The 26614-nt window shown below is 51.2% G+C and carries 18 protein-coding genes; 16 read left to right on the plus strand and 2 right to left on the minus strand.

The genetic code is table 11. The features are described from left to right. Nucleotides 1–40: 40 nt before the first annotated feature. The gene (locus tag H7F31_RS09875) at nucleotides 41–1978 is read right to left on the minus strand and encodes an ABC-F family ATP-binding cassette domain-containing protein (RefSeq protein ID WP_187104005.1); all 1938 of its coding nucleotides are present in this window, start codon (nucleotides 1976–1978) and stop codon (nucleotides 41–43) included. Nucleotides 1979–2132: 154 nt separating this feature from the next. Between H7F31_RS09875 and H7F31_RS09880 the strand changes: the two genes are divergently transcribed. From H7F31_RS09880 to H7F31_RS09915, 8 genes are all read left to right on the plus strand, one after another. After that, nucleotides 2133–2759: a 5-formyltetrahydrofolate cyclo-ligase gene (locus tag H7F31_RS09880; protein WP_187104006.1), complete on the plus strand. Its 627-nt coding sequence runs from the start codon at nucleotides 2133–2135 to the stop codon at nucleotides 2757–2759. Nucleotides 2760–2777: 18 nt separating this feature from the next. Next, nucleotides 2778–3248 carry a cyclic pyranopterin monophosphate synthase MoaC gene (gene moaC / locus H7F31_RS09885; RefSeq protein ID WP_187104007.1) on the plus strand — a complete coding sequence of 157 codons (471 nt, stop codon included), beginning with the start codon at nucleotides 2778–2780 and terminating at the stop codon, nucleotides 3246–3248. 68 nt (nucleotides 3249–3316) lie between these two features. Beyond that, nucleotides 3317–3811, plus strand: coding sequence for a MogA/MoaB family molybdenum cofactor biosynthesis protein (locus H7F31_RS09890; protein WP_187104008.1), 495 nt, complete (start codon nucleotides 3317–3319; stop codon nucleotides 3809–3811). Further along, entirely contained in the window at nucleotides 3808–4872 is a 1065-nt protein-coding gene (locus tag H7F31_RS09895; protein WP_187104009.1) for a molybdopterin-binding protein, read from the plus strand. Before H7F31_RS09890 ends, H7F31_RS09895 begins: the two co-directional genes overlap by 4 nt. 98 nt (nucleotides 4873–4970) lie before the next feature. Next, nucleotides 4971–5198 (plus strand): twin-arginine translocase TatA/TatE family subunit, encoded by a 228-nt coding sequence (locus tag H7F31_RS09900; RefSeq protein WP_187104010.1) that lies wholly within the window; start codon nucleotides 4971–4973, stop codon nucleotides 5196–5198. Nucleotides 5199–5333: 135 nt separating this feature from the next. Further along, nucleotides 5334–6086 carry a twin-arginine translocase subunit TatC gene (gene tatC, locus H7F31_RS09905; protein WP_397374677.1) on the plus strand — a complete coding sequence of 251 codons (753 nt, stop codon included), beginning with the start codon at nucleotides 5334–5336 and terminating at the stop codon, nucleotides 6084–6086. A gap of 154 nt (nucleotides 6087–6240) precedes the next feature. After that, on the plus strand, nucleotides 6241–7407 hold the full coding sequence (locus tag H7F31_RS09910; RefSeq protein WP_187104012.1) for a YhgE/Pip domain-containing protein: 1167 nt from the start codon (nucleotides 6241–6243) through the stop codon (nucleotides 7405–7407). A 27-nt stretch (nucleotides 7408–7434) separates the two neighbouring features. After that, nucleotides 7435–8028: a TetR/AcrR family transcriptional regulator gene (locus H7F31_RS09915; protein WP_187104013.1), complete on the plus strand. Its 594-nt coding sequence runs from the start codon at nucleotides 7435–7437 to the stop codon at nucleotides 8026–8028. Nucleotides 8029–8117: 89 nt separating this feature from the next. Here the strand turns inward: H7F31_RS09915 and H7F31_RS09920 are convergent, their stop codons facing one another. Continuing rightward, on the minus strand, nucleotides 8118–8870 hold the full coding sequence (locus H7F31_RS09920) for an IclR family transcriptional regulator (protein ID WP_187104014.1): 753 nt from the start codon (nucleotides 8868–8870) through the stop codon (nucleotides 8118–8120). Nucleotides 8871–9111: 241 nt separating this feature from the next. Here H7F31_RS09920 and H7F31_RS09925 point away from each other — a divergent pair, with 241 nt between their 5' ends. From H7F31_RS09925 to H7F31_RS09960, 8 genes are all read left to right on the plus strand, one after another. Further along, on the plus strand, nucleotides 9112–10035 hold the full coding sequence (locus tag H7F31_RS09925; protein WP_187104015.1) for a dihydrodipicolinate synthase family protein: 924 nt from the start codon (nucleotides 9112–9114) through the stop codon (nucleotides 10033–10035). Between the two features lie 29 nt (nucleotides 10036–10064). After that, nucleotides 10065–11732, plus strand: coding sequence for a type 2 periplasmic-binding domain-containing protein (locus tag H7F31_RS09930; RefSeq protein ID WP_187104016.1), 1668 nt, complete (start codon nucleotides 10065–10067; stop codon nucleotides 11730–11732). A gap of 19 nt (nucleotides 11733–11751) precedes the next feature. Beyond that, complete coding sequence (locus H7F31_RS09935; RefSeq protein ID WP_087571134.1) at nucleotides 11752–12699, plus strand: ABC transporter permease; 948 nt, start codon at nucleotides 11752–11754, stop codon at nucleotides 12697–12699. 15 nt (nucleotides 12700–12714) lie between these two features. Next, on the plus strand, nucleotides 12715–13617 hold the full coding sequence (locus H7F31_RS09940; RefSeq protein ID WP_108992728.1) for a carbohydrate ABC transporter permease: 903 nt from the start codon (nucleotides 12715–12717) through the stop codon (nucleotides 13615–13617). A 47-nt stretch (nucleotides 13618–13664) separates the two neighbouring features. Continuing rightward, nucleotides 13665–15071 carry a sialidase family protein gene (locus H7F31_RS09945; protein ID WP_187104017.1) on the plus strand — a complete coding sequence of 469 codons (1407 nt, stop codon included), beginning with the start codon at nucleotides 13665–13667 and terminating at the stop codon, nucleotides 15069–15071. 58 nt (nucleotides 15072–15129) lie between these two features. Then, nucleotides 15130–19359: a LamG-like jellyroll fold domain-containing protein gene (locus H7F31_RS09950; protein ID WP_187104018.1), complete on the plus strand. Its 4230-nt coding sequence runs from the start codon at nucleotides 15130–15132 to the stop codon at nucleotides 19357–19359. Nucleotides 19360–19411: 52 nt separating this feature from the next. Continuing rightward, a complete protein-coding gene (locus tag H7F31_RS09955) occupies nucleotides 19412–20368 on the plus strand; it encodes an alpha/beta fold hydrolase (protein WP_187104019.1) in 957 nt (318 codons plus the stop codon). A 492-nt stretch (nucleotides 20369–20860) separates the two neighbouring features. Next, on the plus strand, nucleotides 20861–26530 hold the full coding sequence (locus H7F31_RS09960) for a cohesin domain-containing protein (protein ID WP_187104020.1): 5670 nt from the start codon (nucleotides 20861–20863) through the stop codon (nucleotides 26528–26530). The last annotated feature ends 84 nt before the right edge of the window (nucleotides 26531–26614 follow it).

Below are 26614 nucleotides of genomic sequence, written 5' to 3' on the forward strand. Positions count from 1 at the left end.
TTCAGTGCGGCAGAACTTGAGAATAACGGCCAGAAGAGGTCTACATCAGTTCTTCCCATTGCTCATAGGCTGCGGATAACGTTTGTTTGTGTTCTTCGATGGAGGCTTGGATCTCTTGAATGCGGATGTAATCGTTAAAGATCGCGGGATCCGTCAATTGCTCCTCCAATTCGGCGACGGCGCCTTCCAGCTCGGCGATCTGGGCTTCGAGCTGCTCCAGCTTACGCTGCTTGTTGCGTTCGTCGCGTTTGGCCTGTTTCTCCGCTTCGTAGGAGCTGGCCGTCGGAGCTTCTGCAGCGGCGCCGGTCTTGCGCTGAGCGGAGGCTTGCATGGCAAGGGCTTCGCGCTTGGCGTCTTCCATTTCGATTTTTTTCTCCAGCATATCATCATAATTGCCCAGGAAATGTCGGATGCCGTCGGGATGAAGTTCGATGATTCGCTCCGCCATCTTATTTAAGAAGTACCGGTCATGGGAGATAAACAACAGCGTGCCTTCATAGTCGATGAGTGCGGCTTCCAGCACTTCCTTGCTGAACAGGTCCAGATGGTTCGTAGGTTCGTCGAGAATGAGAAGGTTGGCTTGCGCCAGCATCAGCTTGGCCAGCAAGACGCGGGCTTTCTCTCCGCCGCTTAAGGAGGAAATCCGCTTGAGCACGTCTTCGCCGCTGAAAAGGAAGTTGCCAAGGACGGTGCGAATTCGTGCTTCCTCCATATGGGAATATTCGCTCCAGACTTCCTCGAGCACCGTATTCTGTCCATTTAGGCGGGTATGCTCCTGATCGTAGTACCCAATCTTTACGTGGGTGCCGAATCGTATGGTGCCGGAAGCGGGCTCAAGCTGCCCCATCAGCGCCTTCAACAGCGTGGACTTGCCGATACCGTTCGGTCCGATCAGCGCCACGGTTTCGCCGCGCGTCAGTTCGAATCCGATATGGCGGAATAACGGCTGCTCTTTGCCGGGGAAGGTAATGGACAAATCGTCGACGCTGAGCACGTCCTTGCCCGACATGCGCTCGATCTCGAAGGTGAAATGCGCTTTCTTGAGATCGCCGAGCGGCTTGTCCAGTCGTTCCATCTTCTCCAACGCCTTGCGTCGGCTCTGGGCTCGCTTGGTCGTCGAGGCGCGCACAATATTGCGCTGGATGAACTGTTCCATCTTCTCGATCTCGCCTTGCTGCTTCTCGTAATGTTTAAGATCCGTCTCGTATTCGGCAGCCTTGATCTCCAGATACCGAGAGTAGTTGCCTGTATAACGTGTGGCGACATGGCGTTCGATCTCGACGATCGTGTTCGCCATTGCGTCGAGGAAATACCTGTCATGGGATACGACGACAATAGCGCCTGCGTAACCGCGCAGGTAGGATTCCAGCCAGGTCAATGTCTCGATATCCAGATGGTTGGTAGGTTCGTCAAGCATAAGCAGATCGGGAGCCTGGAGCAGGATGCGAGCCAGCGCAAGACGCGTCTTCTGCCCGCCGCTTAAGGTGGAAATGACCGTCTCCATGTCGAAGCTGCCAAAGCCCATGCCGTGCAGGACGCTGTTGATCCGCGTATTGATCTCGAAGCCGCCCTGCTCGCGGAACCAGTCGGACAGGAGAGCATACCGCTCCAGCGTCTCCTCATAGCGCTTGGGATTGTCGTGAAGTTCCGGATCCGCGATCCGCAGCTCGAGCTCGCGGAGCTCTTCCTCCGCTTCAAGCAGATGGGAGAACACGGCGCGCATCTCCGCGATAATGGTGCGATCGGATTGAAGACCGCTGTTCTGGGCGAGATAACCGAGCTTCGTTTCTTTGGCTTTATGTATATCGCCGGAGTCGGCGGACATTTCGCCGGCGATTATTTTGAGCAGGGTGGATTTGCCTGCACCGTTAACCCCGACGAGGCCAATCCGGTCGCGTTCCTGAACCTGCATGGAAATATGGGATAATACGGCGGTGACGCCATAATGTTTGGACACATTGGACACTTGCAACAGCATGTCTGACCCTCCACTCCATAGTTGCAGCATAGCGCTGCGTGCATCAATTTCTAGTTTACCACAAAGTGCTGCATCCATTGGCGAAAGTTGTATAACAATGGTACACTACATGGAAAGGCAAGTTCAGTCATGGGACGGGAAAGAGGATTGAACGATGGACGCGCCATACGTTGGACAGGAGAAAGCGAAGGCACGGGCTGTCTATGCATCGGACAGGAATGCGTTAGACCCCGAGGAGCGCCTGAAATGGTCAATTGCCGCATGCCGTCATATCGCGGATCTGGCGGAGCGCGAACGGCTTCGCGTTATCATGGCGTATGTGTCGTTCCGCAGCGAGCTCGACTTAAGCACGCTGATGCAATGGTGCTGGCAGAAGGATGCCCAGGTTATCGTGCCGAAATCCATCGTAGAAGGACGAAGCATGACCTTGCACAGACTGGACAGCTTTGCACAACTTCGTGCCGGGGCCTATGGCATTCTGGAGCCCGATCCGAACCTTGCTCCTCCGCTCGAAGAGGATGTTGTGCCGGAGCTTGTACTGGTGCCGGGGCTCGCCTTCGACCGAAACGGGGGAAGAATGGGATACGGCGGAGGTTATTACGATCGCTTCTGGCAAAGGATGTCTGACCGCAACGAACGGTTGGGGAAGCAAACGCTCTGGCTCGGAGCCTCATTCGAAGCGCAAGTAAGGGATGAGGTCCCGGGCGAGGAGCATGATTTGCGCCTCGATGGCGTTGTCACAGAAGAGGCTATTCATTGGAGAGCGACATCACATATGTAGAGAAAGGAGAGGCGCGGGATGGAGCTTACCCACTTTAACGAACAAGGAAGGGCAAGAATGGTCGACATCTCGGAGAAGGACGTCACGACCCGGGTAGCGACGGCGCGAACCGGCGTCAAGATGCATCGCGAAACGCTGGAACGGATCAAGGCTGGAACAATCGGCAAAGGAGACGTGCTGGCGGTCGCGCAAGTCGCGGGCATTATGGCGGCCAAGAAGACGGCGGACTGGATACCGATGTGTCATCCGCTGCCTCTTACCGGCATTAATATCGTTTTTTCCGACAACGGAGAGGACGAGTTATACATAGAAGGAACTGTGAAAACAACAGGCAAGACAGGCGTGGAGATGGAGGCGTTAACTGCCGTATCGGCTGCGGCGCTTACGGTCTACGACATGTGCAAGGCATTGCAAAAGGATATGATCATCGGGCCAACGCAGCTTATGGCAAAGAGCGGCGGCAAGAGCGGAGATTACAGCATAAGTTAGAGTTCAACATCTATAACGGAAGCGTAGAGAGAGCAGTCGCGGGACATTCGGGATGGGAGGAATGGGATATGCAGTGGAAGGTTGCGTTATTGACGGCTAGCGACAAGGGATCGCGCGGGGAGCGGGAGGATACGAGCGCTCAGGTTATTCGCGAGTTGGTGGAGGAGGAGCTTGGCGGCGTCATCGTCGATTATCGGATCGTACCGGACGAGCAGGATGAAATTATGGCGGCATTAATCGAGATGACGGAGTATTTCCAGGCGGATCTTGTTCTGACGACCGGAGGGACGGGCCTCGCTCCCCGTGATATTACGCCTGAGGCGACGCTTAAGGTGATCGATCGGGAGGTTCCGGGGCTCGCGGAAGCAATGCGAATAGGCGCGCTGCAGAAGACGAGAAGGGCGATGCTGTCCCGCGGCGTATGCGGCATTCGCGGCAGCTCCTTGATCATCAACTTGCCTGGGAGTCCCAAAGGCGTTCATGAGAGCTTGATGGCTGTTATGGATCAGCTGCCTCATGCGCTCGGCATTCTATCGGGACAGCTTGGAGAGCATAGCGGATGACGGAACGAAGCACGGAGCAGACGGAGCGGGAGCAAAAAACGATTCGGCAAGGAACGTCGCTGCTGAGAGAAGTGTCCGTATATGATGCCGTGGGATTACGATTGGCGCATGATCTGACGCAGATTATTCCCGGTCAATTCAAGGGAAGACTGTTCAAGAAAGGACATCTCATCTCCGAAGCCGACATTCCAAGTCTGCTCGATATCGGAAAAGAGCACATCTACATTCTCGAGCTTGGCGATGGCGAGCTGCACGAAGACGATGCAGCGCTAGCGATGGCTCTTGCGCTTGCCGACGAGCAGCTCGTGCTTACAGAACCCCACGAGGGCAAGGTAAGCTTGAAGTCTCAAATACTCGGACTGGCCGAGATAGACAAGGATATCGTGGACGCCGTAAACGCGCTCGGAGAGATCGCGCTTGCAACGGTCAAGCGGCATGCCGTGATCCGTCCAGGCAATCCTGTCGCGGCTACTAGGGCGATTCCACTGGTCGTGCCCAAGGAGAAAGTGGCGGAAGTGGAGGAACTGGCCAGGCAGTACCGCCTCAAGCATGACGGAGCGGCTCCGCTGCGCGTTAGGCCATTTCGTAAGGCGAGAGCTGGGCTTCTGACGACGGGAAGCGAAGTGTACGAGGGACGAATAGAGGATAAATTCGGACCCGCTGTTGCTGCCAAGCTGGCGGAGTTAGGCTCCGAAGTGGCGGAGCAGCGTTTTGCCCCCGACAATAGTCAAGTAATTGTCAAGGAAATACACTTTATGCTGGCGCAAGGGTATGATATGATACTCGTGACAGGCGGCATGTCCGTCGATCCCGATGACCGGACGCCTGGCGCCATTCGTCAAGCGGGCGCAGATATCGTCAGCTACGGAACGCCTATGCTTCCGGGCTCTATGTTGCTCATGGGTTACATACAAGGAATTCCTATTCTCGGACTTCCGGGCTGCGTCATGCATGACCCTTACACCTCATTTGACGTGCTTCTCCCGCGAATTCTCGCAGGGGACACGATTACGAAGGCTGATATAGTGCCGCTGGGATATGGCGGCTTGCTGTCGCGTTAACGACGCAGGTAAATCCGCGACAGAGGTTTGGCGGGCAGCCTAAGCATATGAAGGTTTCTCGCACGGATGGACAATACACAATTAAAGGAGGTTTAATTATGAGCGGAATTGGTGCAGGGGGCATTATTTTATTGGTCCTGATCGCCTTGCTGTTATTCGGACCTAACAAGCTTCCCGAGCTTGGCCGCGCATTCGGCAGGACGCTTCGCGAATTCAAGTCGGGAGCGCGCGAGATTATGGATGACAGCGATGCAAAGGACAGAAGCAGAGTGGAAGTAAGTACGGCACCCGATACGGAGAAATCGAACAAGCGGCTTCCGGAATAACCGGACCCGCTTTTTTCTTGAGATTGAAGAATGGTGTGCGGGAGCATGTCGAAAGGAGAGTCGAATTCACCGATGAAAGCCGGCGACAAGGTGAGGGAAAAAATCGACAAAGGTTTGCTTCGGGAAGATGGCCTGATGCCGTTGTTGGAGCATCTGGGCGAGTTCCGTAAACGTCTGATCTATATTTTAATCGTATTAACGCTGGGACTTGTGCTCGGTTTAGTGGCGGCGCAGCCTTTGTATAATTATTTGATGAGTCTGGAACCGGCCAATACGATGACCTTACATACTTTTTCTCTATGGGATGGCATCGGCATGTACATGAAGATTGCTCTTGTCATAGCGTTAGTGATCACGCTTCCGTTTACCGCCTATCAGCTATGGGCATTTGTAAAGCCGGCGCTGAGACCGATTGAGCAGAGATCCACGTTAAAATACGTGCCATTTGCGCTGATTATGTTTTTGGCTGGCCTCGCGTTCGCTTACTTTGTTGTGTTTCCGCTTGCGTTTAACTTCACGCGTACGGTTGCGGCACACTTGAATCTGGAGGAAACGTACGGGATCATTCAGTACTTTACGTTCATGTTCAGCATCCTGATCCCGATCTCGCTGCTGTTCGAGCTGCCGCTTGTCATTATGTTCCTGACGGCGATCAGGATCGTCAATCCTCTGCGATTGCGCAAGATGCGCAGACTTGCCTATTTTATTATGGCGATAATCGGCGTTACGATCACTCCGCCGGATTTCATATCCGACATCCTGGTCATTATTCCGCTCGTGCTGTTGTACGAATTCAGCGTCTTTCTGTCAGGCATCGTGTTCCGCAAGCAGCAGGAGAAGGATGCCAAGTGGGAGGAAGAAGAGGATTCGGCTGCTGCTCAAACTTAATCCTACAAATAAGAAACCTGACGTGCGGATGCGTCAGGTTTTTTTGCGTTCGCGATCAGCCATATTATCAGGCTTGACAAAACAATCGCTCCGGAGCATAATTTAAACAGTTGTTTTAAACAACTGTTTAAATAGAGAATGGAGTGGTAGAATAATGAAGACGGCGCTGCAAGCGTTTATGAAAAGGCCGACGACTTGGGTCGGTATTATTACGGCATTTATGTTCCAAATTATATTCTCGGTCATCTGGATGACGGGATACGACGGGGTAACGGATCGTGTCGACGGATTGACGATTGCGATCGTAAGCGAGGATGCCAGCGGGATGGGAGAGGCCATTGCGGGAAATCTGGCGGATCGATTGCCCTTCACTGTCGTTCGGCCTGAGTCGCTGGAAGCGGCGAAGAAGCAGCTGCATGATCGCGAGCTGCAGATGGTCGTGCACATCCCTGCAGACTTCGCGGGACAGGCGGCTTCGCCTGACGGGCAAGCCAAGATCGGTTTCCTCATCAACGAATCCAATCCCGCGCTGATAAAGAGCATGATGAGCGGCGCCGCGGAGACGATTACCGCCGAGGTGAACCAACAAGCCGTCGCGATGGGCATCAAGGGTACGTTGACGGGCATGAACATGCCGGAGGAGCAAGCGGCAGCGGTATCCGGCGGATTGTCGGAGCGCGTCGTGTCGGATGTGCAATCCGTTAATCCCGTGCAAGGCATGAACAATCAAATGGTGCCGATGATGATGGTGCTTGCCTCGTACGTAGGCGCGATGATCATGGGGATGAATCTGGAGCAATCGTCGATGGCGATCGCATCGGCGACGAGCCGCTGGAGCCGATTTGGAGCGCGCAGCCTGATTAACGTGATTTCCGCTGCTGCCGTATCGTTGGTCGGAGCTTCGCTCCTCTCGGCGCTCGGTGGCCAGATCCAGGAAGGTTTCCTCCATCTGTGGGGCTTCCAGTTTATTTTTTTGCTCACGTTTATGTTCGTCTCCCAGATGTTTTTGTACGTGTTCGGAATGGCGGGCATGTTATTCAATATTATGCTGCTGTCGGTTCAGCTCGTATCCTCCGGAGCCATGGTGCCTCGAGAGCTGTTGTCCGACTTCTATACGGGACTTAGCAAGCTGTTGCCGGCAACGTACGCGGTGGACGGCAATATGAATATTTTGTTCGGCGGTCCGGGCGTAGGCGGCGACTTGGCTGCGCTACTTGCGATTACGGCTTTTGCAATTGTGGTCAGTGCGGCAGCGGTGGTGTTCAAGACGAAGACAGCCCGCCAGCCTCAGGCGGTTATCGCCGGTCGTCAGCAGTCATAACATTTAGGCAGGGAGCGATCGGGAGACATGTCAACGATAGACGAAATGGATGTGAAACGGCGAATTGTGACGGCAGCCAAAAGACTGTTCGCGAAGCATGGCTTCGAAGGCACGTCCATTCGACAAATCTGCGAAGAAGCTGGAGCTAACGTTGCTCTTGTCTCCTATCACTTCGGCGGCAAAGAAAGTTTGTTCGGCGCGTTGTTCGAGACGGAATTCCCGAATAACCGGGTCGCTTCGGTGAATCCGGATATGGATCCCGTGGCCGGCGTTAAGCTGGTGATCCGGGAGGTCACGGCCTTCAGGCAGTCGGATCCGCTCTTGATAACGATCATTCAGCAGGAAATAATCATGAACACGCCGCGTATCCAGAAGATCAGGGAGCATGTCATGCCGATGTGGGGACTGCTGCGCAAGTGGATCAAGGAAGGGCGCGAGCGCGGCCTGTTCGAATTCCGCTCGGTGGATACGGCGTTTATGTCTGTTGTAGGCACGCTCCTCTTCCACCGCAATCAAGAGTATTGGTCGGTCATGCTGGAGGAAGGGCAGCCCGATCTGGAGACGATGACGCGGGAATTGACCGAGTTCATCTTGCGGGGCCTGCATTACAAAGCTGAATAAGCAGTGAATTTGCCCGGGCGCTTATGCGACCCGGGTTTTGAATTTATAGCTGGAGAAAGCTGTGAGAAGAAAGAGGATGCTTGCTTCACTCACGTACGCAAACTGATCTTCTGGCTGGCGGTGTGCAGCTTTTCTGCATATTCCTCTATGCGGTCTTCGACTCTGAGCGACGGACCTGATATGCTCATGGCGCCCAGCAAAGAACCGTCCCGCCTGAATACAGGAACCCCGACGCACTTAATGCCGAATTCATGCTCCATATTATCGATACTGTATCCTCTTTTGCGAGTACGCTCCAATTCGTTCAGCAAGGCATTGCGATCCGTTATTGTGTTGGGCGTATGGGCGCGCATGCTTTGCTCGCTTATCGCTTTTATTGCCTGGTCGGGCGGTAAAAAAGCCAGAATTGCTTTGCCAAGGGAAGTGCAGTACATTTCGGCCGTCTCGCCTGCCATAGAACGCGCATTAAAGGATGTAGCCGGATATACGCCTTCCAAATACATAATGCGAGCTCCTTTAGGCACCGCAAAATAAATGACTTCATTGACCTCTACCGACAAGGCGCTCATAGGCGGTTGGATTGCGTTATGCAACCCCAGATTGGAGTTTATAATATACGACAGCTCCAAAATCTTGGTGCCGAGACGATATTTGCCATTCTCCGTATTTCTTTCGATATAGCCAAACTGCTCATAAGTAGAAATAATGTTGTGCACATTGCTTTTGTACAAATCAAGCCGCTCGCTAATTTCTGAAATCCCCAATTCCGGTGTTTCAACTGAAAAGCAGGACAATATGTCCAATGCTTTTTTCAATGTTTTCACTTTTGCTTCCTCTGCCATCGCCAAACCCCTCTCTCCTGAATTCCTAATCTGCACCATTGTTCCCTATTATAGAACAGTATACTATTTTCACGCAACATAATTCTACATAAATCTGGGATTTCGAATGATTTTCGCATAGAATTATAATATACAAGTTAAATCCACTATTTACACAACAAAATTACTGTGCTAATATGACGTCATAAAGATAAAAATAGAATTACGTTCTATATATTAGAACATATGAGGAGTGGATAACATGCAGAGCATCAAGAGCGGCGTATGGCCAACCATGATTACTCCTTTTACGGCAAACAATACAATCGACTATACCGCCGTAGAAAAGATGATCGATTTCTATCAGAAACGAGGTGTTGCAGGCATATTTGCAGTGTGTCAATCCAGTGAGATGTTTCACTTGACTCTTGCGGAGAAAAAAAGCTTGGCGAAGTTTATTGTCGAGAATGCGCCAGACGGGATGCAAGTCATTGTATCCGGACATACGGCAGACAGTGTGGATGATCAGGTTCGCGAAGCGGAAGAAATCATGTGTACCGGTGCAGAAGCCTACGTTATTCTGCCAAATCGCTTTGCTGCGGAGGATGAAAGCGACGATATCTTAATCGAGAATATGACAGCGTTTACAGAAAGGTTGCCCAATATCCCGCTAGGTATTTACGAATGCCCGTATCCTTACAAAAGATTGCTGTCGCCAAACGTACTGCGTTCTTGTGTGCAACTCAATCGCTTTTTGTTCATTAAAGACACTTGCTGCAGCATACAGCAAATTGCCGAGAAGTTGCAAATCATTAAGGACTCGGGCATTAAATTGTTTAACGCCAACAGCGCAACATTGCTGGAAAGCTTACAGCTTGGCGCAGACGGATACAGCGGGGTTATGGCTAACTTTCATCCGGAACTATACGCCTGGCTTTGCAATCATTTTCAATCCAGGCCGGAACAGGCTGAGCAGTTGCAGCAATTTCTCGGTACCAATTCGATGGCGGAGTACCAGTACTATCCGGTTAATGCCAAATACAGCTTGACATTGCAAGGTCTTCCGATGGAAATCGGCAGTCGGGTTCGGGACACCAATCTATTTACCGAATCGCAGCGCAAAGAAATCGCTCAGCTAACGGGACTTTCGTTAGTAGCCAGAGAAGCAATGGCGATAGAGGTTTAACACTATTCATTTTAAAGGGAGGCAAAAGTATGAAAAAAATACGTATTTATTCGATGTTCAAATTTGGCCTGATCACGATTTTGGTATTAAGCATGCTGGCAGCATGCAGCAAAGCAGAAACACCGGGCACTAACACTCCTGCTCAGAACCCGGGCACAAGCAGCACCAGGCCGGAACGAACGGATGGCACTGCCGATGGCGGCATGACCAATTTGGAAGGTTATCCGATTACGAAAGAACCGATTACCATTAAAGCCGTCGTCTCTTACAGCGCATTGCGCCCGGAAATGGACACAACGGAAGTTTGGAAGTATATTGCCGAGAAGACGAATATTAATGTTGAAGTTGAAGTATTAAAAGATTCTGAAAAAGTAGATTTAATGTTTGCCAGCAATGATTATCCCGATATTCTGTTAGCTGTCGGCATCAATGCAAATCAAATGACTTCCGCCGTTGAAGGCGATCAATTCGTTGAGATGAAACCGTTGATTGAACAATATGCTCCAACGTGGAACCGCTTTATGGAGGAGAACAAGCTTGTTTATAACGGCTCGTTGGCTTCCAATGGAAAGTTGTATGGCTTGCCTTTCATTGACTTTGCTCCATTTGTTCGCAACTTGCGCGACCAATGGATTATTATGGATTCCTGGTTAAACGAACTTCAAATACCAATACCTAAAACGACTGAAGAATTCAAAAACGCTCTAATTGCTATCAAAGAAAATGCCGGAAAAGGATCTATCCCAAGTGATGTTATTCCGTACTATTTCATGTTCGACCGCTATGTTGGCGGGCAATTCGATATTTATGGAAGCTTTGGCGTTTATATTACACACGGAGATTATCTGTATGTAGATAACGGTGTCGTTAAAGACCAGTCTACCAATCCGGCGATTAAAGAACCGCTCAAATATTTGCGCGAACTTTACAGTGCAGGGGTGATTCCGCCTGAAGTGTTTACAGACGATTTCAATACTTATGCAGCTAAAATCAGCTCCCTTCCGCCGGTTGTAGGCTCCTATCATTCTTACGAAAACAGACAGCCGGAGCTCGGAACGTCCATGGGCCCGCTCGACAGCGGGAACGGTCAGAAGCCGTTGATCAGAAGCCAAGCCTATATAGCAGGACCGGCCAACGCTGCTATTATTACTAAAAACAATAAATACCCTGTTGCAACCGCTCGGTTGCTGGAAGCAATCGCTTCAGATATCGAACTGGGTATGACGATAAGCAGGGGCATTCAAGGAGTAACCTGGGATTTTGACAGTGAGGGAAAAGCCTATCAATTATTTTGGGAGGAATCCCCTGACAAAATGACGGAGCATAGCGGTCAGTTAGGGTTGCACAATTCCATTGTCGCCTTGAGAGACAAGGACTTCTACGAAAACAAATGGAAAGAGCTAACCTATGATGTGAAGAACAACAGAGCTTGGGCATACGAGAATGTATATAAGGATGTAGTCATGCCCAATGACATGGTATTAGTAGAAGGTGCGCTTGATGCAGATGATGTCAGCATGATGAAGCAATACCAGGCTGATCTAACGAACTATCGTAAAGCGATGTTTGCCGATTTTATTACAGGCAAACAAGATATCGATGCACAATGGGATGCGTATGTGAAACAAATGAACAACTTAGGCTTGGAAAAGTTTGTGGGGTTAAAACAAAAAGGATACGATGTAATCGCGAAATAATGGAAGGGGCTATGAGCGGATGAAGTCATCGAGACTAAATACAGGGAGTGGAAATCTTAAACCCTTAAGCTATAGAATCTGGGAAAGCCGACAACTTTATATCTTTCTTCTGCCAGCCATTGTGCTAGTTATTATTTTTAACTATTTGCCGATGTATGGCGTCACGATTGCTTTCAAAGATTTTAAGCCGCATTTGGGCATTATAGACAGTCCATGGGTAGGTCTCAAATATTTCGACCGGTTCTTCTCAATGCCTATGTTTACCGTCATTCTGAAAAACACATTAATACTAAGCTTCTACATGCTGCTTGCCGGCTTCCCGCTGCCTATTCTGCTGGCGCTTATGCTTAATAGCGCAAGCAATCAGAAGATGAAGAAGCTGGTTCAGACTATTACTTATGCCCCCCATTTTATCTCTATCGTTGTTATTATCGGGATGGTCAATATTTTCTTCTCGCCCTCGATGGGAATCGTCAAAAACCTGTTGAATTCCCTAGGCTGGCTGGAAGGAAATCTTGGAGTATTGATAGACGCTGCCGCTTTTCCGCATTTGTATGTGTGGAGCGGCGTCTGGCAAGGTCTTGGCTGGAGCAGCATCATTTACCTCAGCGCATTGTCCGCGGTAGACCAGTCCATGCACGAAGCGGCCATTATAGACGGCGCCAGTAAATTTCAACGTGTTTTGAAAATCGATCTGCCGTCTATATTGCCCACAATTGTTATTTTGTTAATTTTAGAATCCGGATCAATCATGAATGTAGGTTTTGAGAAAGTATTCCTTATGCAGAACTCGTTCAATGTAAGTACAAGCGAAGTTATAAATACCTACGTGTACAAGATAGGGATCAGAGAAGGTCAGTACAGTCTGTCTGCCGCTATAGGCTTGTTCAATTCCGGCATTAATTTCATTATGATTCTTTTGGTCAACCAGATCAGTAAACGCTTGGGCCAAGAATCGCTATGGTAGAGGAGGGAAAGCGCGATGTCAAAACCCATTTCACAAACCAGGCAGGACAAAATATACGATATTTTTAATTACACCATTTTAATTCTACTGCTTCTAATCGTAGCTTATCCACTCTACTTTGTGGTTATCGCTTCCTTTAGCGATCCGAAGCTGGTTGCTACCGGGAAAGTGCTGTTTTGGCCGAAAAGCTTTGATTTCAAAGGTTATTTGGAAGTGTTAAACTACACTCCAATCTGGGTTGGGTACCGTAATACGTTGTTTTATACCCTCTTCTTTACGTTTCTCTCGGTTGCGACAAGTCTGCTTGCAGGATATTCATTGTCCCGCAAAGCTTTCCCGGGCAAAGTGATTATTACAGCGTTTTTGTTGTTTACCATGTTTTTTAACGGAGGACTTATTCCAACTTACTTGCTTGTAAAAGAAATCGGTCTATACGGCAATCCTCTCATTATCATTTTGCTGGGAGCAGTCAATATTACAAACATCATTATTAGCAGAACCTTTATGAGATCTACTCTACCTGATGAACTGTTTGAAGCGGCGAGTATCGATGGTTGCAGTCATTTCTCCTTTTTCTTTCGAATTGTTTTGCCCGTCTCCAAAGCTCTCATTGCCGTGCTTGTGCTCTTTGCAGCGGTAAGCCAGTGGAATTCATGGTTCAATGCTATGATCTACTTGCGAGATCCCGGCTATATGCCGTTGCAAATGGCCTTGCGCGATTTGATTGTCAATCAGTCAGCCATGAGTATGGCATCCGAGAACGCCGATATGGGCGGCGATGCAGTGGCACAAATTTATTTAGTGGAAGCGATGCGGTATGCGGTCATTATCGTGTCCACCTTGCCGATTATGTGCGTCTACCCGTTTGTTCAGAAATACTTTGTGAAAGGCGTTATGATTGGATCGGTTAAAGGATAATGCAATCACGAGATCGTAAACACTATTACATTTCAGGAGTGAGCAACATGTTAGGATACGCCGGTTGGAGTTATATGCCGTACAGCCCTTACGATCAATATCACAAACGCAGCTTGCCTTATATATGCCGTTTGGCACCGGACGTTGCTTCGATCGAGTTTGAGTGGATGGATGCGGGAGACAATGGCGCGCATCTGCTCTATTACCGCAAATACCGGACCAATGATCCGTATGCGGTCATTGCGCTGGATTCATCGGTTGGCATGATTACGGGCCTGGAACCGGAATGCGACTATGAGATGTACGTAGTGCGGGCAAGCGGGACGGGCTTGAGCGATATCCGTCTTGCGCGGACGGGTCCGCCGGTCGGCACGGTCGTCAACTATCTGCATCCCGAGGACGAAACCTACGCCTTCTCCGGCAGGAGCTTGTGCAGCCCTTCGATTGTTAAGCTGCCATCGGGCGCCCTGTTGGCATCGATGGATGTTTATTCGAGCAAAGCGCCGCAAAACCTGACGCTGCTCTTCCGCTCGGATGATGACGGCGCGCATTGGCGTTACGTTTGCGAACTGCTTCCCTGCTTCTGGGGCAAGCTGTTCTGCCATCGCGGCGTCCTGTATATGCTGGCCAACTCCACGGAATACGGCGATTTGCTGATTGGCCGTTCCACGGACGAGGGGCAGACTTGGGGGGCGCCGGTTACGATTATGAAAGGCGCGGGAAGCTGGAGCGGCCGCGGGCCCCATAAGGCGCCAATGCCGGTTATCGAATATGAGAATAGACTGTATACCGCTGTCGATTATGGTTCCTGGTCGACTGGCGGACATAGCAGCGGGCTGATCTCCATTGATGCCGACGCTGATCTGCTTGTTGCCGAGAACTGGTCCTGTACAGGCTTTTTGCCTTATGACCATTCTTGGCCCGGAGCGATGCCGGAAGGACAATCCAAAGGAGCTTTGGAAGGGAACGCAGTCGTCGGTCCGGATGGGGAAATTTACAACGTGCTGCGTTATCAAATGGACGGATACGGAAAAGCGCTTGTTTTAAAAGGAAATAAAAATCAACCCGAAGAGCCGTTGCAATTCCATAGCTTTGCCAACTTTAACGGCGGCAGCAATTCGAAATTCGACCTTCTTTATGACGAAGGTTCTCAGGCCTATTGGGCAATTGTCAGCGAAATTGTCAATGCTGAGACGCCGCGACAGCGTAATGTGTTATCGCTTGCCTTATCGCATGATATGCAAAACTTCCAAATCGTAAAAAGACTACACGATTTCCGTCATGAAGATCCGGCAGATGTCGGTCTCCAGTATGTCAGCTTCTTGATCGATGGCGACGATATTATCTATTTGTGCCGCACCGCCATCAATCAAGCAAAAAACATGCATGACTCCAACTATACCACTTTCCACCGCATCAAGCAGTTCAGACAATACCTGGAATGTAAAGTTTGAGACGAAGCGGCAGTATGACTTGCATTCGATAAAACGTTGTTGGAGGGATGTGAAGCATATGCATAAATCCACCTATTTTTTAACAGGATTTATTGTCATGGCGCTGATGATCATCAGTCAACCCGTGTCGGCCGAAACGGATTTGAGATACGCCAATCCGTCTATCGCGGATAATCTCGAAGATATGTATGGCAATATGTTCGTCGATTGGGATGATGATGGAGAGCTCGATATGATATCTATGCATTTCTATCATAATACGTACTCTTTATACAAAAATACCGGCACGGATCCCAATGGCTACCCTTATTATGAAATACAAAACGACGATCTGACATTTCTGAAAAATCTGGTTGATATTGATGCTGTGACCAGACCGGACGGCCTGTTTGACATTATCGCCAGAATGAACGACGAGCTTCGCATTTACCGCAATTCGGGAACGGCGGGAAATCCGGTCTTTGCAAATTATGATGTGATAGGTACGTTAAGCGTACCGATCGGAGAAGCTCTCAGTTATTTCACATACAGCGATCTGGATGGGGACGGCACGAAGGATGCTGTTGCAGTGGCTGTCTTCGGCAGCAGTCCGCTACCTGGAGAAGGGGAGCTTCTGATTCCCCCTTATCATGAAAATATGGGACTTGGCCTGGGCTATGACAATCAGGGAAATTGGCTCGGCAAAGAGCTGTCCACGCATCTGTATGTATTCTCGAATAGCGGAACGGATACGAATCCTGTTTTTGATAGCGGAAATATCCTTATGCTAACCGACAATTCGGAAATTACGCATCGTACGACTACGGCTATCGCTGTCGGCGACGTGGACGGCGATGGCAAACCGGACCTGGTTGTTGCGCATGACAATGATCGTTTGCACTTCTATCAGCAGGCTGGTCTGTCATCCGGCATCCCTTATTTTCAAGCCGGAACCAACTTGATAGAGGCTAACCATTATAATGGCCATATTGAACATGCGCATCGTGCCATTCATCTTCGTTGGACTGATATCGATAACGATGGCAAGCTTGAATTGTTGCTATCTTCCACGGGAAGCGGCAGATTAGTCATATGCGAGTTGAACGGCGGCAATAAAATCGAAAGCGAATATTCCGTGTTAACCCGGAATGCCAAGCTGTCTACGGACTCGCTTCCTGTCCCTGATTTCGGCGATTTGAACGGGGATGGCAAGCTGGATTTTATAAGCGGGGATTCAAGCGGATACATCAATTATTTCGAAAACATTGGCACGGCGGAGAATCCGGGTTTTGCGGCCAAGGTTTTGCTGGAAGCGGGCGGGCAGAGGATACAGCATATCGCTGGACCCAGCGGATCGGTACAAGGTTATAAGGAGTGGCGTTGGGGCTATACACAGCCGATGCTGTTCGACTGGGACCTGGATGGCGATCTGGATATCGTCACCTCGGACATAAGCGGCTATCATACGCTCTATCTCAATATTGGCACGCCAACGAACTATTCATTCGCTGCAGGCGTTCGACTGTTATACAATGGCGGCGAGTTGCGAACGCATACCCGTTCCAAGCCGGCAGCCATTCAAGTTGATGGAGTCAATTATTATTTTGCGCTGGATGAGTATGGATACCTGGCAAGATACGAACAGGACACCGCTTCAGGCACGAATAGGCTCAACAATAAAACGTGGTTGCGTTACGACGACAGTCCTCATATGCCGATTCGTATGGATGGCGATGCAGGCAATGAGGGGAGGGTCAAACTGGAGCCCGTCGACTGGAATCAGGATGGAGTTTTCGATCTGTTGGCGACCGGAACGGGCAAGTTTCCTTTAAGCTGGTACCAGGATGGCTATAACAAAAATGCGCATATCACACTTTTCGTCAATACCGGCACCAATGCGAATCCCCAGTTTTCCAGCACGTTGTATGTTGTCACGCATGATGATGAGCTGGTTCATCCTACCGGCAATCATACCGCCGCATCCACTATGGGGGACATTAACAACGATGGCATGCTGGACCTGCTAATGGCCGAAGAGACCGGTTCTTTTGTGTTATATGCGCAAAGCGAGCTTGACGTAAGGCCTTTATTTCCCGGAATGGAACAAATTTTGTTTGATAATGAGCTTACCTTGCGCTGGGAGCTGATTCGGGGAAATAACCCGTCGCTCTTTGACCAAATTTCGGGTGGAATCCATCCGTCGATGTATGAGGTTACGTCAAATCTGCAATTGCCGACAAGCGGCGTTCGAGGTGCAACTATAAGCTGGAGCTCCTCGGATCAAACGTTGATTACGTCCGGCGGCGAGGTTAGTGCATCGCGAAGCGGATTTGTCACCTTGACTGCCACAATCAGTTATGGCGGCGGCACGGTTCAAGTCAAATTTCCGTGTTATGTTAATAATAGAGGCGACAAATGGAGATCGGTATGGAAAATGGATGACAGCGGAAATACGGTAGCCGATATAAGCGGGTTCGCGCATGGAATCAATTACGGAGCCGAAAGCGGTTTAGTCGGTGCTGTCAATACTGCATATGATTTTAAAGAAAGCGAACATGATTATATTGATTTAGGTTCGGCCATTCAGCCCGGACTTACAAATGATCTGACTATCGCTGCCTGGATCAATCCGGAAACGTTTCGCGGCAGCTTTGAGGCGATGAGTCGGAATGGCATTATGGGCGACTCGGACGGCATTCTCACGTTTGCTTTACAGAATGAAGGCAGACTTGCTTTTTCGTGGGAGTACGCCAGACAACACGCCGGAAAAACGCCTCTTGCCTACTGGACGCTGGATGAGACAACCGGTACCACGGCCGGCGACATGATTGGGAATAATCATTGCACTAACCATGGCGCAACGATTGATCAAGATGGATGGAGCAATCGTGCTTATGACTTCGAGGAAAGCGCGAAAAATTATTTGAATTGCGGCTCAGGCCTATCGATAAACGGCAGCACCGCAACGATCGCCGCCTGGATTAAGCCGGAGTCATTCCGAACAGGCACTGGCGCAAACAGCCGAAATGTTATTTTTACGGATAGCAACAATAGTATCATATTCACGCTTCAAGATTCGGGCAAGCTTACTTTGTTGCTCTACAACGGAATCAACTATAAGACGTTTCAAAGCACGATAGCCGTGCCGCTTAATGAATGGTCGCATGTAGCGGCCTCCATGGACGGTACCCGGGCAACTCTCTATGTAAATGGCGTGTCGGTTGCAAGCGCAGCTTGGGCGCGGGATTTTGCCGGGCTTGGCGATATCAGTATTGGCGGTGCCAAGGCGAATCGTAATTTCGATGGTTTAATCGATGATATACGTTTGTACGGTCGCGGAATAAACGGCGTAGAAGTCAATAATCTTGCTTTGTATGGAATTGAAGGCGACACTATATCGAGTATTGAGGTTGATGCGGCAGATGCCGTGTCTTTAGGAGAATGGACGCATGTGGCGGTTACCAAACAGGACGGCACGACAAAACTGTTTATCAATGGTGTGGTCAAAAAAGTCAGGACGGATGATTTCGAGTCTGCCTTCCGCCGATTGGGCAACTTGAATATTGGCAGGGTGAATGGCAACAAGGCACGCGGTTTTGACGGTCTTATTGATGAGACGGCCATATACAACTATGCGTTAAGCGACAATGAGATTGCTTTGATGGCCAATAAAGGGCTTATGGCGCATTGGACTTTGGATGAAGCATCCGGTTCGATCGTTGCCGATGCCATGCAGAGCTACCCGGGGACCAACAACGGAGCCACCCTTCAAGTTCCGGGCAAGGTAGGGACGGCCTATGACTTTGAGGAAAGTGAAGGAGATTACGTCAACTTCGGAGACGGTCTGCAATTGTCAGCCGGCAATACGGCGACTGTTGCTGCATGGATCAAGCCGGAATCATTCCGTTCCGGTTCGGGGTCATCCAGCCGCAACGGCATATTAGGCGATTCGACTGCAGATTTCAGCTTTATGCTGCAGGATCAAGGACGTCTGGTGTTTCAATGGGACAGTGGCTCGGCTGCCTATCAGACATTGCAAGCAGATGCCGGGCACTCGCTGTCGACAGGGGAGTGGGCGCATGTAGCGGTTACCCGTGACGGAGCCAGCATGCGGCTGTATATCAATGGGGAATTGGTCAAGCAAGCCAGTAACGGCTGGGCGGCGAATTTCGTTGCCTATGGCGACATGATCCTTGGAAGACAGCTCAATTTGGCCGCACGGGGTTTTGACGGTCTGATCGATGATGTCAGGGTGTACAATCGTCCGCTAAGCGACAATGAGATTGCCTTATTGGCTGCAGGAACATAATAAGATTTGCGGATTTTGATTTGGGCTGATAGGCAGAAGGGAATGTTGATATATGCCGCTTGTGGACATGCCGCTTGAGAAGTTGAAGGAGTACCAGGGGAAAAACCCGCGCCCTGAAGATTTTGACGAGTATTGGGAGCGAGCCATCGCAGAGATGAAAGCGGTTGATGCGCAAATGGAGTTGGTGCCGAGTTCGTTCCAGACGCCGCAGGCCGACTGCTTTGATCTTTATTTTACAGGAGTGCGCGGGGCCAGAATACATGCCAAATACATTCGTCCGAAAAATGTGCAAGAGCCTCATCCGGCGATTGCGCAGTTCCACGGTTATTCGAGTAATGCGGGTGATTGGCTCGGCAAGCTTGCGTACGCTTCGCTCGGCTTTTCCGTCTTATCAATGGATTGCCGCGGTCAAGGCGGCTCTTCCGAGGATACGGGTGGCGTGAAAGGAACTACGCATCGCGGACATATTATTCGTGGTCTCGACGACGAGCCGGACAATTTGCTGTTCCGCCATATCTTCCTCGATGCAGCGCAACTGGCGGGCATTGCCATGAAACTGCCCGAGGTTGATCCGGATCAGGTATACGCAATCGGCGGTTCGCAAGGAGGCGCGCTTACGATTGCATGCGCGGCGTTGGAGCCGCGCGTGAAAAAACTTGCGCCGGTGTACCCGTTCCTCTGCGATTACAAGCGGGTATGGGAGATGGATTTGGCGCAGGGCTCCTACGAGGAACTGCGAACCTTCTTCCGGCATTTCGATCCGCTGCACGAGCGCGAAGATGAAATTTTCGAGAAGCTGGGTTATATTGATCTGCAACATCTGGCGAACCGGATACGCGGCGAGGTGTTGATGTTTGTCGGGCTTATGGACAGGACCTGCCCGCCGTCTACCCAGTTCGCGGCCTACAACAAGATAACGACGCCAAAGCAAGTGGTCGTCTATCCCGATTTCGGCCATGAGAACTTGCCGGGCGCGTCAGATCGCACGATTCAATTTTTGCTGCAATAGGCTTGGCAGCGAACTGACGATGTGCGGGAATTGACCGAGTTCATTTTGCGGGGCCTGCATTATCAAGCTGAATAAGCAGTGAATTTGCCCGGGCGCGTATGCGACCCGGGTTTTGAATTTATGGTGGTAATTTATTACGAATTAGATGTATTTGTTTATTGTTTTCATGAAAATAAAGGGCGGCGTCCCGGACACACAATATAAAATCTTGCAGTTTATACTTTGAAAAGTGCATGTCCCCCGGGCAGTTCGGTGTGATAAATTAGGTTGCGTATAAGTGCGAGTTCAAAAAGTTCGGTTTTCAGCACCGAGAAGATGGACGGGGAGAGAGAGGGGATGTCGAAACAATCGGCAGTGTCAGGCAATTCTATTTTTTGATAGCGGTTTCAATGAATTGTAACCGTTTCCGCTGGGTTCGCATAAGCGGGACGGAGACGCGTCTGTCGCCATGTCCAATCTCGCAAGGACTTAATTCAAGAGGAGGTTTCAGGAGTGAGAAATAAGTATTCGATGAGAATCAAAATATGTTCGATTATCATGTCCGTCATGCTGATCACGGGATTGCTGCCGTCTCTCGCGTTGCCGCAGGCTTCCGCCGCTACGGCGTCGACCGTTTATGCGGCGGCTTACATGGGGGCGACGACAACCGCCGGCACAACGTTACCGGGCAGCGTCGATATTGGCGGGCAAAGCGCGAGCGTAGTTTGGCAGATCGGCGATGACACGTTTGCTGTTCCTTACGAAACCGTTGCAGTAACCGGAACGGCGGATGGCGGCGTATCCGTCGTGGCGCAAGTAGAGGTCATTCCACCGGCACCCCATCCATTGGTTTATTTTGTGGACAGCGGCAGAGCCGGCGATTCCAATAACAACGATCCCTCCCCATCGCCGCTGTATGCAGCGGTTCAGCAATTGACTGGCAGCGACTTGATCAATCAAGCGCCGGACCAGAAATTTGTGAGCGGAACGACAGAATGGGGCTTCGATGATTCCGCGCATAAGGTCAAATATTCCAAAGACGGGGGACACACCAATCCAGCAACCGATCCTTCCAAGTGGACTGTAGGATTGCGGGCCGCCAACGACCATATCATCTACAAATTGAAAGCCCTTACTCCCGGAACGTATACGCTCAGCAGCGGCTTTCACGACTGGTACGGCAGCCGCTCCCGGGACATGAGGCCGCGAATCGAATATACGGATACGAGCGGCGGGACAAAAACGGTTCAGCTGGACGCGCTTAACACGAATACATCCAAGCTTCATTCCAGCGAATTCACGATTGCCGAAGATATCGATGTCAATGTACCGATGACGTTGACTTATGCTTACGTAGCCAACGAAAAACCGATTCTGAGCTGGTTTGCCATTGCAAAAGGAGAGGTCAAATCCATAATCGAGGAGGCCAAACAGACCGCGGCGTCCATGGTGAAGGTTCTGCTGGACGGCAACGACATCCCCGCGAACAACGTCAACGGCCTTACGTTTAAGGGCTTCGGCGTGCTCAGCGCCAACAGCACTAGCGCACTGCTGATGGACTATAAATCGGAGCAGCCCGAAGCTTACGCGGAAATGCTCCGCATTCTGTTCGGCGGCGACAACCCCATTATGACGCACGTCAAAATCGAAATGGGCAACGATCGCAACAACTCTACGGGTCCCGATCCGGCAACGATGCGTACGGCCGATGAGGAGGCCAACGTCACCAGACATCCGGGCTTCCAGCTTGCCGCGGACGCCAAGATCATCAATCCCGATCTTAAAGTGAGCATCCTGCGCTGGAGCGCGCCCGCATGGGCGAACAACAACAATGACAATATCTATACCTGGTACAAAAAAACGATTCTTGCCGCGTATCGTGAATACGGTTACATGGTCGATTACGTCAATCCCCATATTAACGAGCATGCGGCAGACCTGACATGGACCAAGCAATACGCCGCGCGGGTCAAGGCGGACAACACGGGATTCGAAAGTTCGGAAGAGCAGGCGCTCTACAACCGGATTCAAGCGGTTATTTCCGACGAGGTCGGAACGGGCACTTTCGGCGGCAGCATGGTAAGCGATGCTTCTTTGCGGGAAGCAGTGCCAATCGCGGCGTTCCACTACAACACCGACGACGACAGCGGCGGCAATTTCAAGCGGCTTGCGGACCAGCTTGATATTGAAGTGTGGAACAGCGAAGCGCAAGCCACCTTCAGCAACACGTCCTTCCGTCCCAACAACAACACGAAGGATCCATCGACGGCAGGTACCGGAATTGGCGGTACCGGCAGCGCGCTGGAAATGGGCAATACCATTATCAAAGGGTTTGTGAACTCCCGCAGAACACACTTTATTTATCAGCCGGCTATCGGCTCCTTCTACGAAGGCGGCCAATATTCCTTCAAGGAGTTGCTGAGCGCCCGCGACCCTTGGTCCGGCTGGGTTCACTACGATGCGGGGCTGGACGTTCTTCGCCATTTCAGCTCGTTCGCGAAGATCGGTTGGGAGAACGAAGACAATACCGCAGGCATCTGGAGAACGGTTTCCAAAGCCAGCTCCGCCGGAGCGGCAGGCACCAATCCGGTCAGCGGAAGGAATGGCTTGCCGAATTACATGACGCTCGCCGCTCCGGATAAAACCGACTTCTCGACCGTCATCGTGAATGATAGCGAATATACAAGAACCTACAAGCTTCAGACAGTTAATATGGGTTATGCAGGCTCGCCTTCTCTCGCCGTATGGGAGACTCGCGAGGCGGATGAAGGTGGGGCCTTCAACAGCAATTATTTGAAATATCGCGGTCAGGCAGCAGCTGACGGCGGCGGCGTGTATACGGTGCAGGTCAAGCCGTTCTCGATCGTAACCGTGACGACGCTGGCCGAGGCCGATATCGAAGCCGATCCGCTTCCCGTAGAGGGCGAGCGTACCGTGCTGGATACCGATGCTACCGGGGCTGTCCGGAATACGACGGACAACATTCTTTATGCGGATGATTTCGACTATAGCGGCCAAACCGTGCCGGTCATCGGAGCAGACGGGGAAATTGCGGGTTCGCAGGATTATATCGAATCCCGCGGAGGCTCCAAAAGCGTCATCCCGCGTTACACGCATGATCGCAACGGGGCGTTCGAAGCTTATCTGGACGATCAAACCCAAAACTATGTGCTGAGACAACAGCTGGACAGAGAGATCATGGGACTTGGCGGCACATGGAACGGCGGCGATCCCGTGACGGCCATCGGCGATTACCGGTGGACCAACTACAGAGCCAGCGTGGACGTATCATTCGAAACGAACAATACTTTCGGCGGTAACAACTATGCCGCGATCGGCGCTCGTTATCAGGGCGGGGGGAGCTCCCACAATATCGGCGGCACGCCTTACGTACTAAAGTTCTGGTTAGACGGAGGCTGGCAACTGCTGGTGAACAACAGCGGCGTAGCGAACGGCAACGTGGCCAGCGGAACCGGCGGCGTGAAGATCGATGGGTTCGATACTGCCCATGACGCTTGGCATAATATTGCCATCCAGGTGGCAGGCGATAAGATTACCGCCTATGTGGATGATGTATTGGTGGCCAGCTATAGTGATCCGAATCCAAAGCTGTCCGGTCGGGTGGATCTCGCCAGCGGGTATTATCATGTCCGCTTCGACAATTTGCTGGTGGAGAAGGTAGACGGTTACGTCCCTTATTACACCGAGGCGCTCGACGACTTCGAGATGCACGACCTATCCGCGCCCCAGGCTGCCAAGCTGGTGTACAACGACCAGTGGGCTCACCGCAACGGACAGGGCATGTTCCATTATCAGCGTACGTTGACAACTAACGAGAGCGCGGGCGCGACGCTTGCATATACCTTCGTCGGCACGGGGCTTGATCTTCTCGGTCCCAACAACGGCACAGCCGTGCTGGAGGTAACGGTAGACGGTCGGGTGACTGTAATGTCAGGTAATACGATCGCATCCAAGGAGCTGTATCAAACCTATGCGCTGCGTGGACTTGAACATGGCGAGCATACGGTTCAAATAAAAGTGTTGAGCGGTACTTTGGTTGTGGATGCCGTCGCGGTCGTATCCGGCAATGCAGCGGGAACGCCGGATATTAGCAAGCTTCGGGCGGCGGTAACCGAGGCGCAGGACATTACGCTGCAAGACGAATATTTGGCCAGCGACTGGCAGTTTTTCGAAGCTGCAAGAAACGCAGCAAAGAAAGCCGCGGACAACCCGGCCGCCTACAGACTGGATCAGGAGGGAAGCGAGCAGTTGACGGCTCGTCTGATCTTTGCGCAGAATCAGCTGGTTACGGGCGACATACGCTCGCTCGCAACTCCTCACTATTCGGCGTCTTATGTCGGAGGTGTGCCGGATCTTCCGGCGCAGGTGGAAGCGACGCATGAAGACGGATCCAAATCGATGGTCAATGTTGACTGGCAGCTGGACGGCATCAGCTTCAATACGGCCTATCAAACGGTAACGGTCACCGGTACGTACGGAAGTCTGCAAACGACGGCCTATGTAGAAGTTGTGCCGGAGGACATTCTGTATTTCGTGGATGCGAACGCAACGGCAACCGGCTTGACAAGCGGGCATAATGCCAGCACGACGCTTAGTTATGATTCGCCGGCTTACAGTTCGGTAGCGGCTCTGGCCAGCGCATCCGGCAAGCCGCTGCTCAACAATGCGCCGGACCGGGTCTACGACGCAGCCCAAGGCTGGGGTCACCGCGCCTTGAATGCGAGCGGAGGTTCGCAAGCCGTCTCCTACAAGGGTATTGTAGCGGGAACGTACAGCAAGCAAACGACGACCGGCATCTATACCGGCAATTCGAACGGTTCGGCCGTTGTGTATACCTTCGGCAATTTGCCGGCCGGCGAATATACGCTCACATTAGGTACTTACAGCTGGTGGGCCAGCTCCGCGCGCACGGAGCAAGTTTACCTGGAGTATGACAACAAATCCGAGCATATGGACACTATCACGCTTAACGCCGCTTCGTTCGATGCAGTCAAAAGCTATACCTTCACTCTGGAGGAGGAGGGCGCTGTAAATTTGAAGATGGTGGCTGCAGTCAACAATCAGTCTCCTTTGCTTTCATTTGCAGCCGTTGCACCGGTCAAGAGCGCTGATCCGGGAGTCAATAAAGAAGAGCTCCAGACGTTGTATGACGAGCTTAAAGACAAAACGAACGACAATTATACGCCAGCAAGCTGGAGCGTCTTCGTAGACGCGCTGGCGGAAGCAAACGGCATGCTTCAAAACGAGGAAGCAACGCAGCAACAGGTGGATGACGTTGTACAATCGCTTCAAGATGCGGCAGCAGGTCTGGAGCAAGAATCGGTCGGTACGGATACGCTGTATCTGTCGGGTCCAGAAAGCGTTGTATCCAATCACACTTTTGATGTGACGCTTGGTCTGAATACGGTATCCGAAAGCGTGTACGGACTTGATTTCACAATCCAATACGATCCGGCACAAGTCGAATTTGTAGGCGCAGCATCAGTTAAGACCGGCTTTACGCTGATGGAACCGTCGTCCGAGCCCGGACAGCTGCGGTTTCTGGCCATCGATCACCAGCCGGGAGCGGCAAACGCGGATCCGGTTGCGCTGCTGAAGCTACAGTTTAAAGCAAAAGCTCTCGCCGAGTCTGTTACTGGCAGTATTACCTTAACGGATATCGTATGGGCAAATGCCGCGGGCGTGGAAACGGAAGTGGAGGAGCCAGTGTCGTACAGCATCGAGATCGAGGCAGTTTCCAAAGCTGTGTTGGATGCGGCCATTTCGAACGCGAAGGCGCTACATGGCTCCGCAGTGGAAGGGAATCTGGCAGGTCAATATCCGACAGGCTCGAAGGCGGCATTATGGCTGGCTATTCTGGCTGCGGAAACGACGCAGGCTAATGAAACGGCTACTCAAGCCCAGGTGGATGGGGCACTGTTAACGTTGAACTCCGCTGTTCGGACCTTCGAATCGCTTGTGATATCCCATGCACCTGGCGATTTGAACGGTGACGGCAAGATCGGCATCGGCGATCTGGCTCTGATGGCGTCCGCCTTCTATGGCAGGAACGATGAAGACGCCAATTGGGCTGCTTATAAGAAAGCGGATTTGACCGGTGATGGAAAGATCGATATCGAGGATCTGCGCAAGCTGGCGCAATTGATTTTGGGCAAAATTTAAACATGAGGGTGTCCCAAAAGTGAATTTGGAAAACCCTCAAAACCAATATAAGATGACTTTCGTAAAAAACCAAGGAGCTAAGCG

Origin of the sequence: Paenibacillus sp. PAMC21692 (assembly GCF_014303795.1) — a bacterium.
In the GTDB taxonomy this organism is placed as follows: domain Bacteria; phylum Bacillota; class Bacilli; order Paenibacillales; family Paenibacillaceae; genus Pristimantibacillus; species Pristimantibacillus agaridevorans.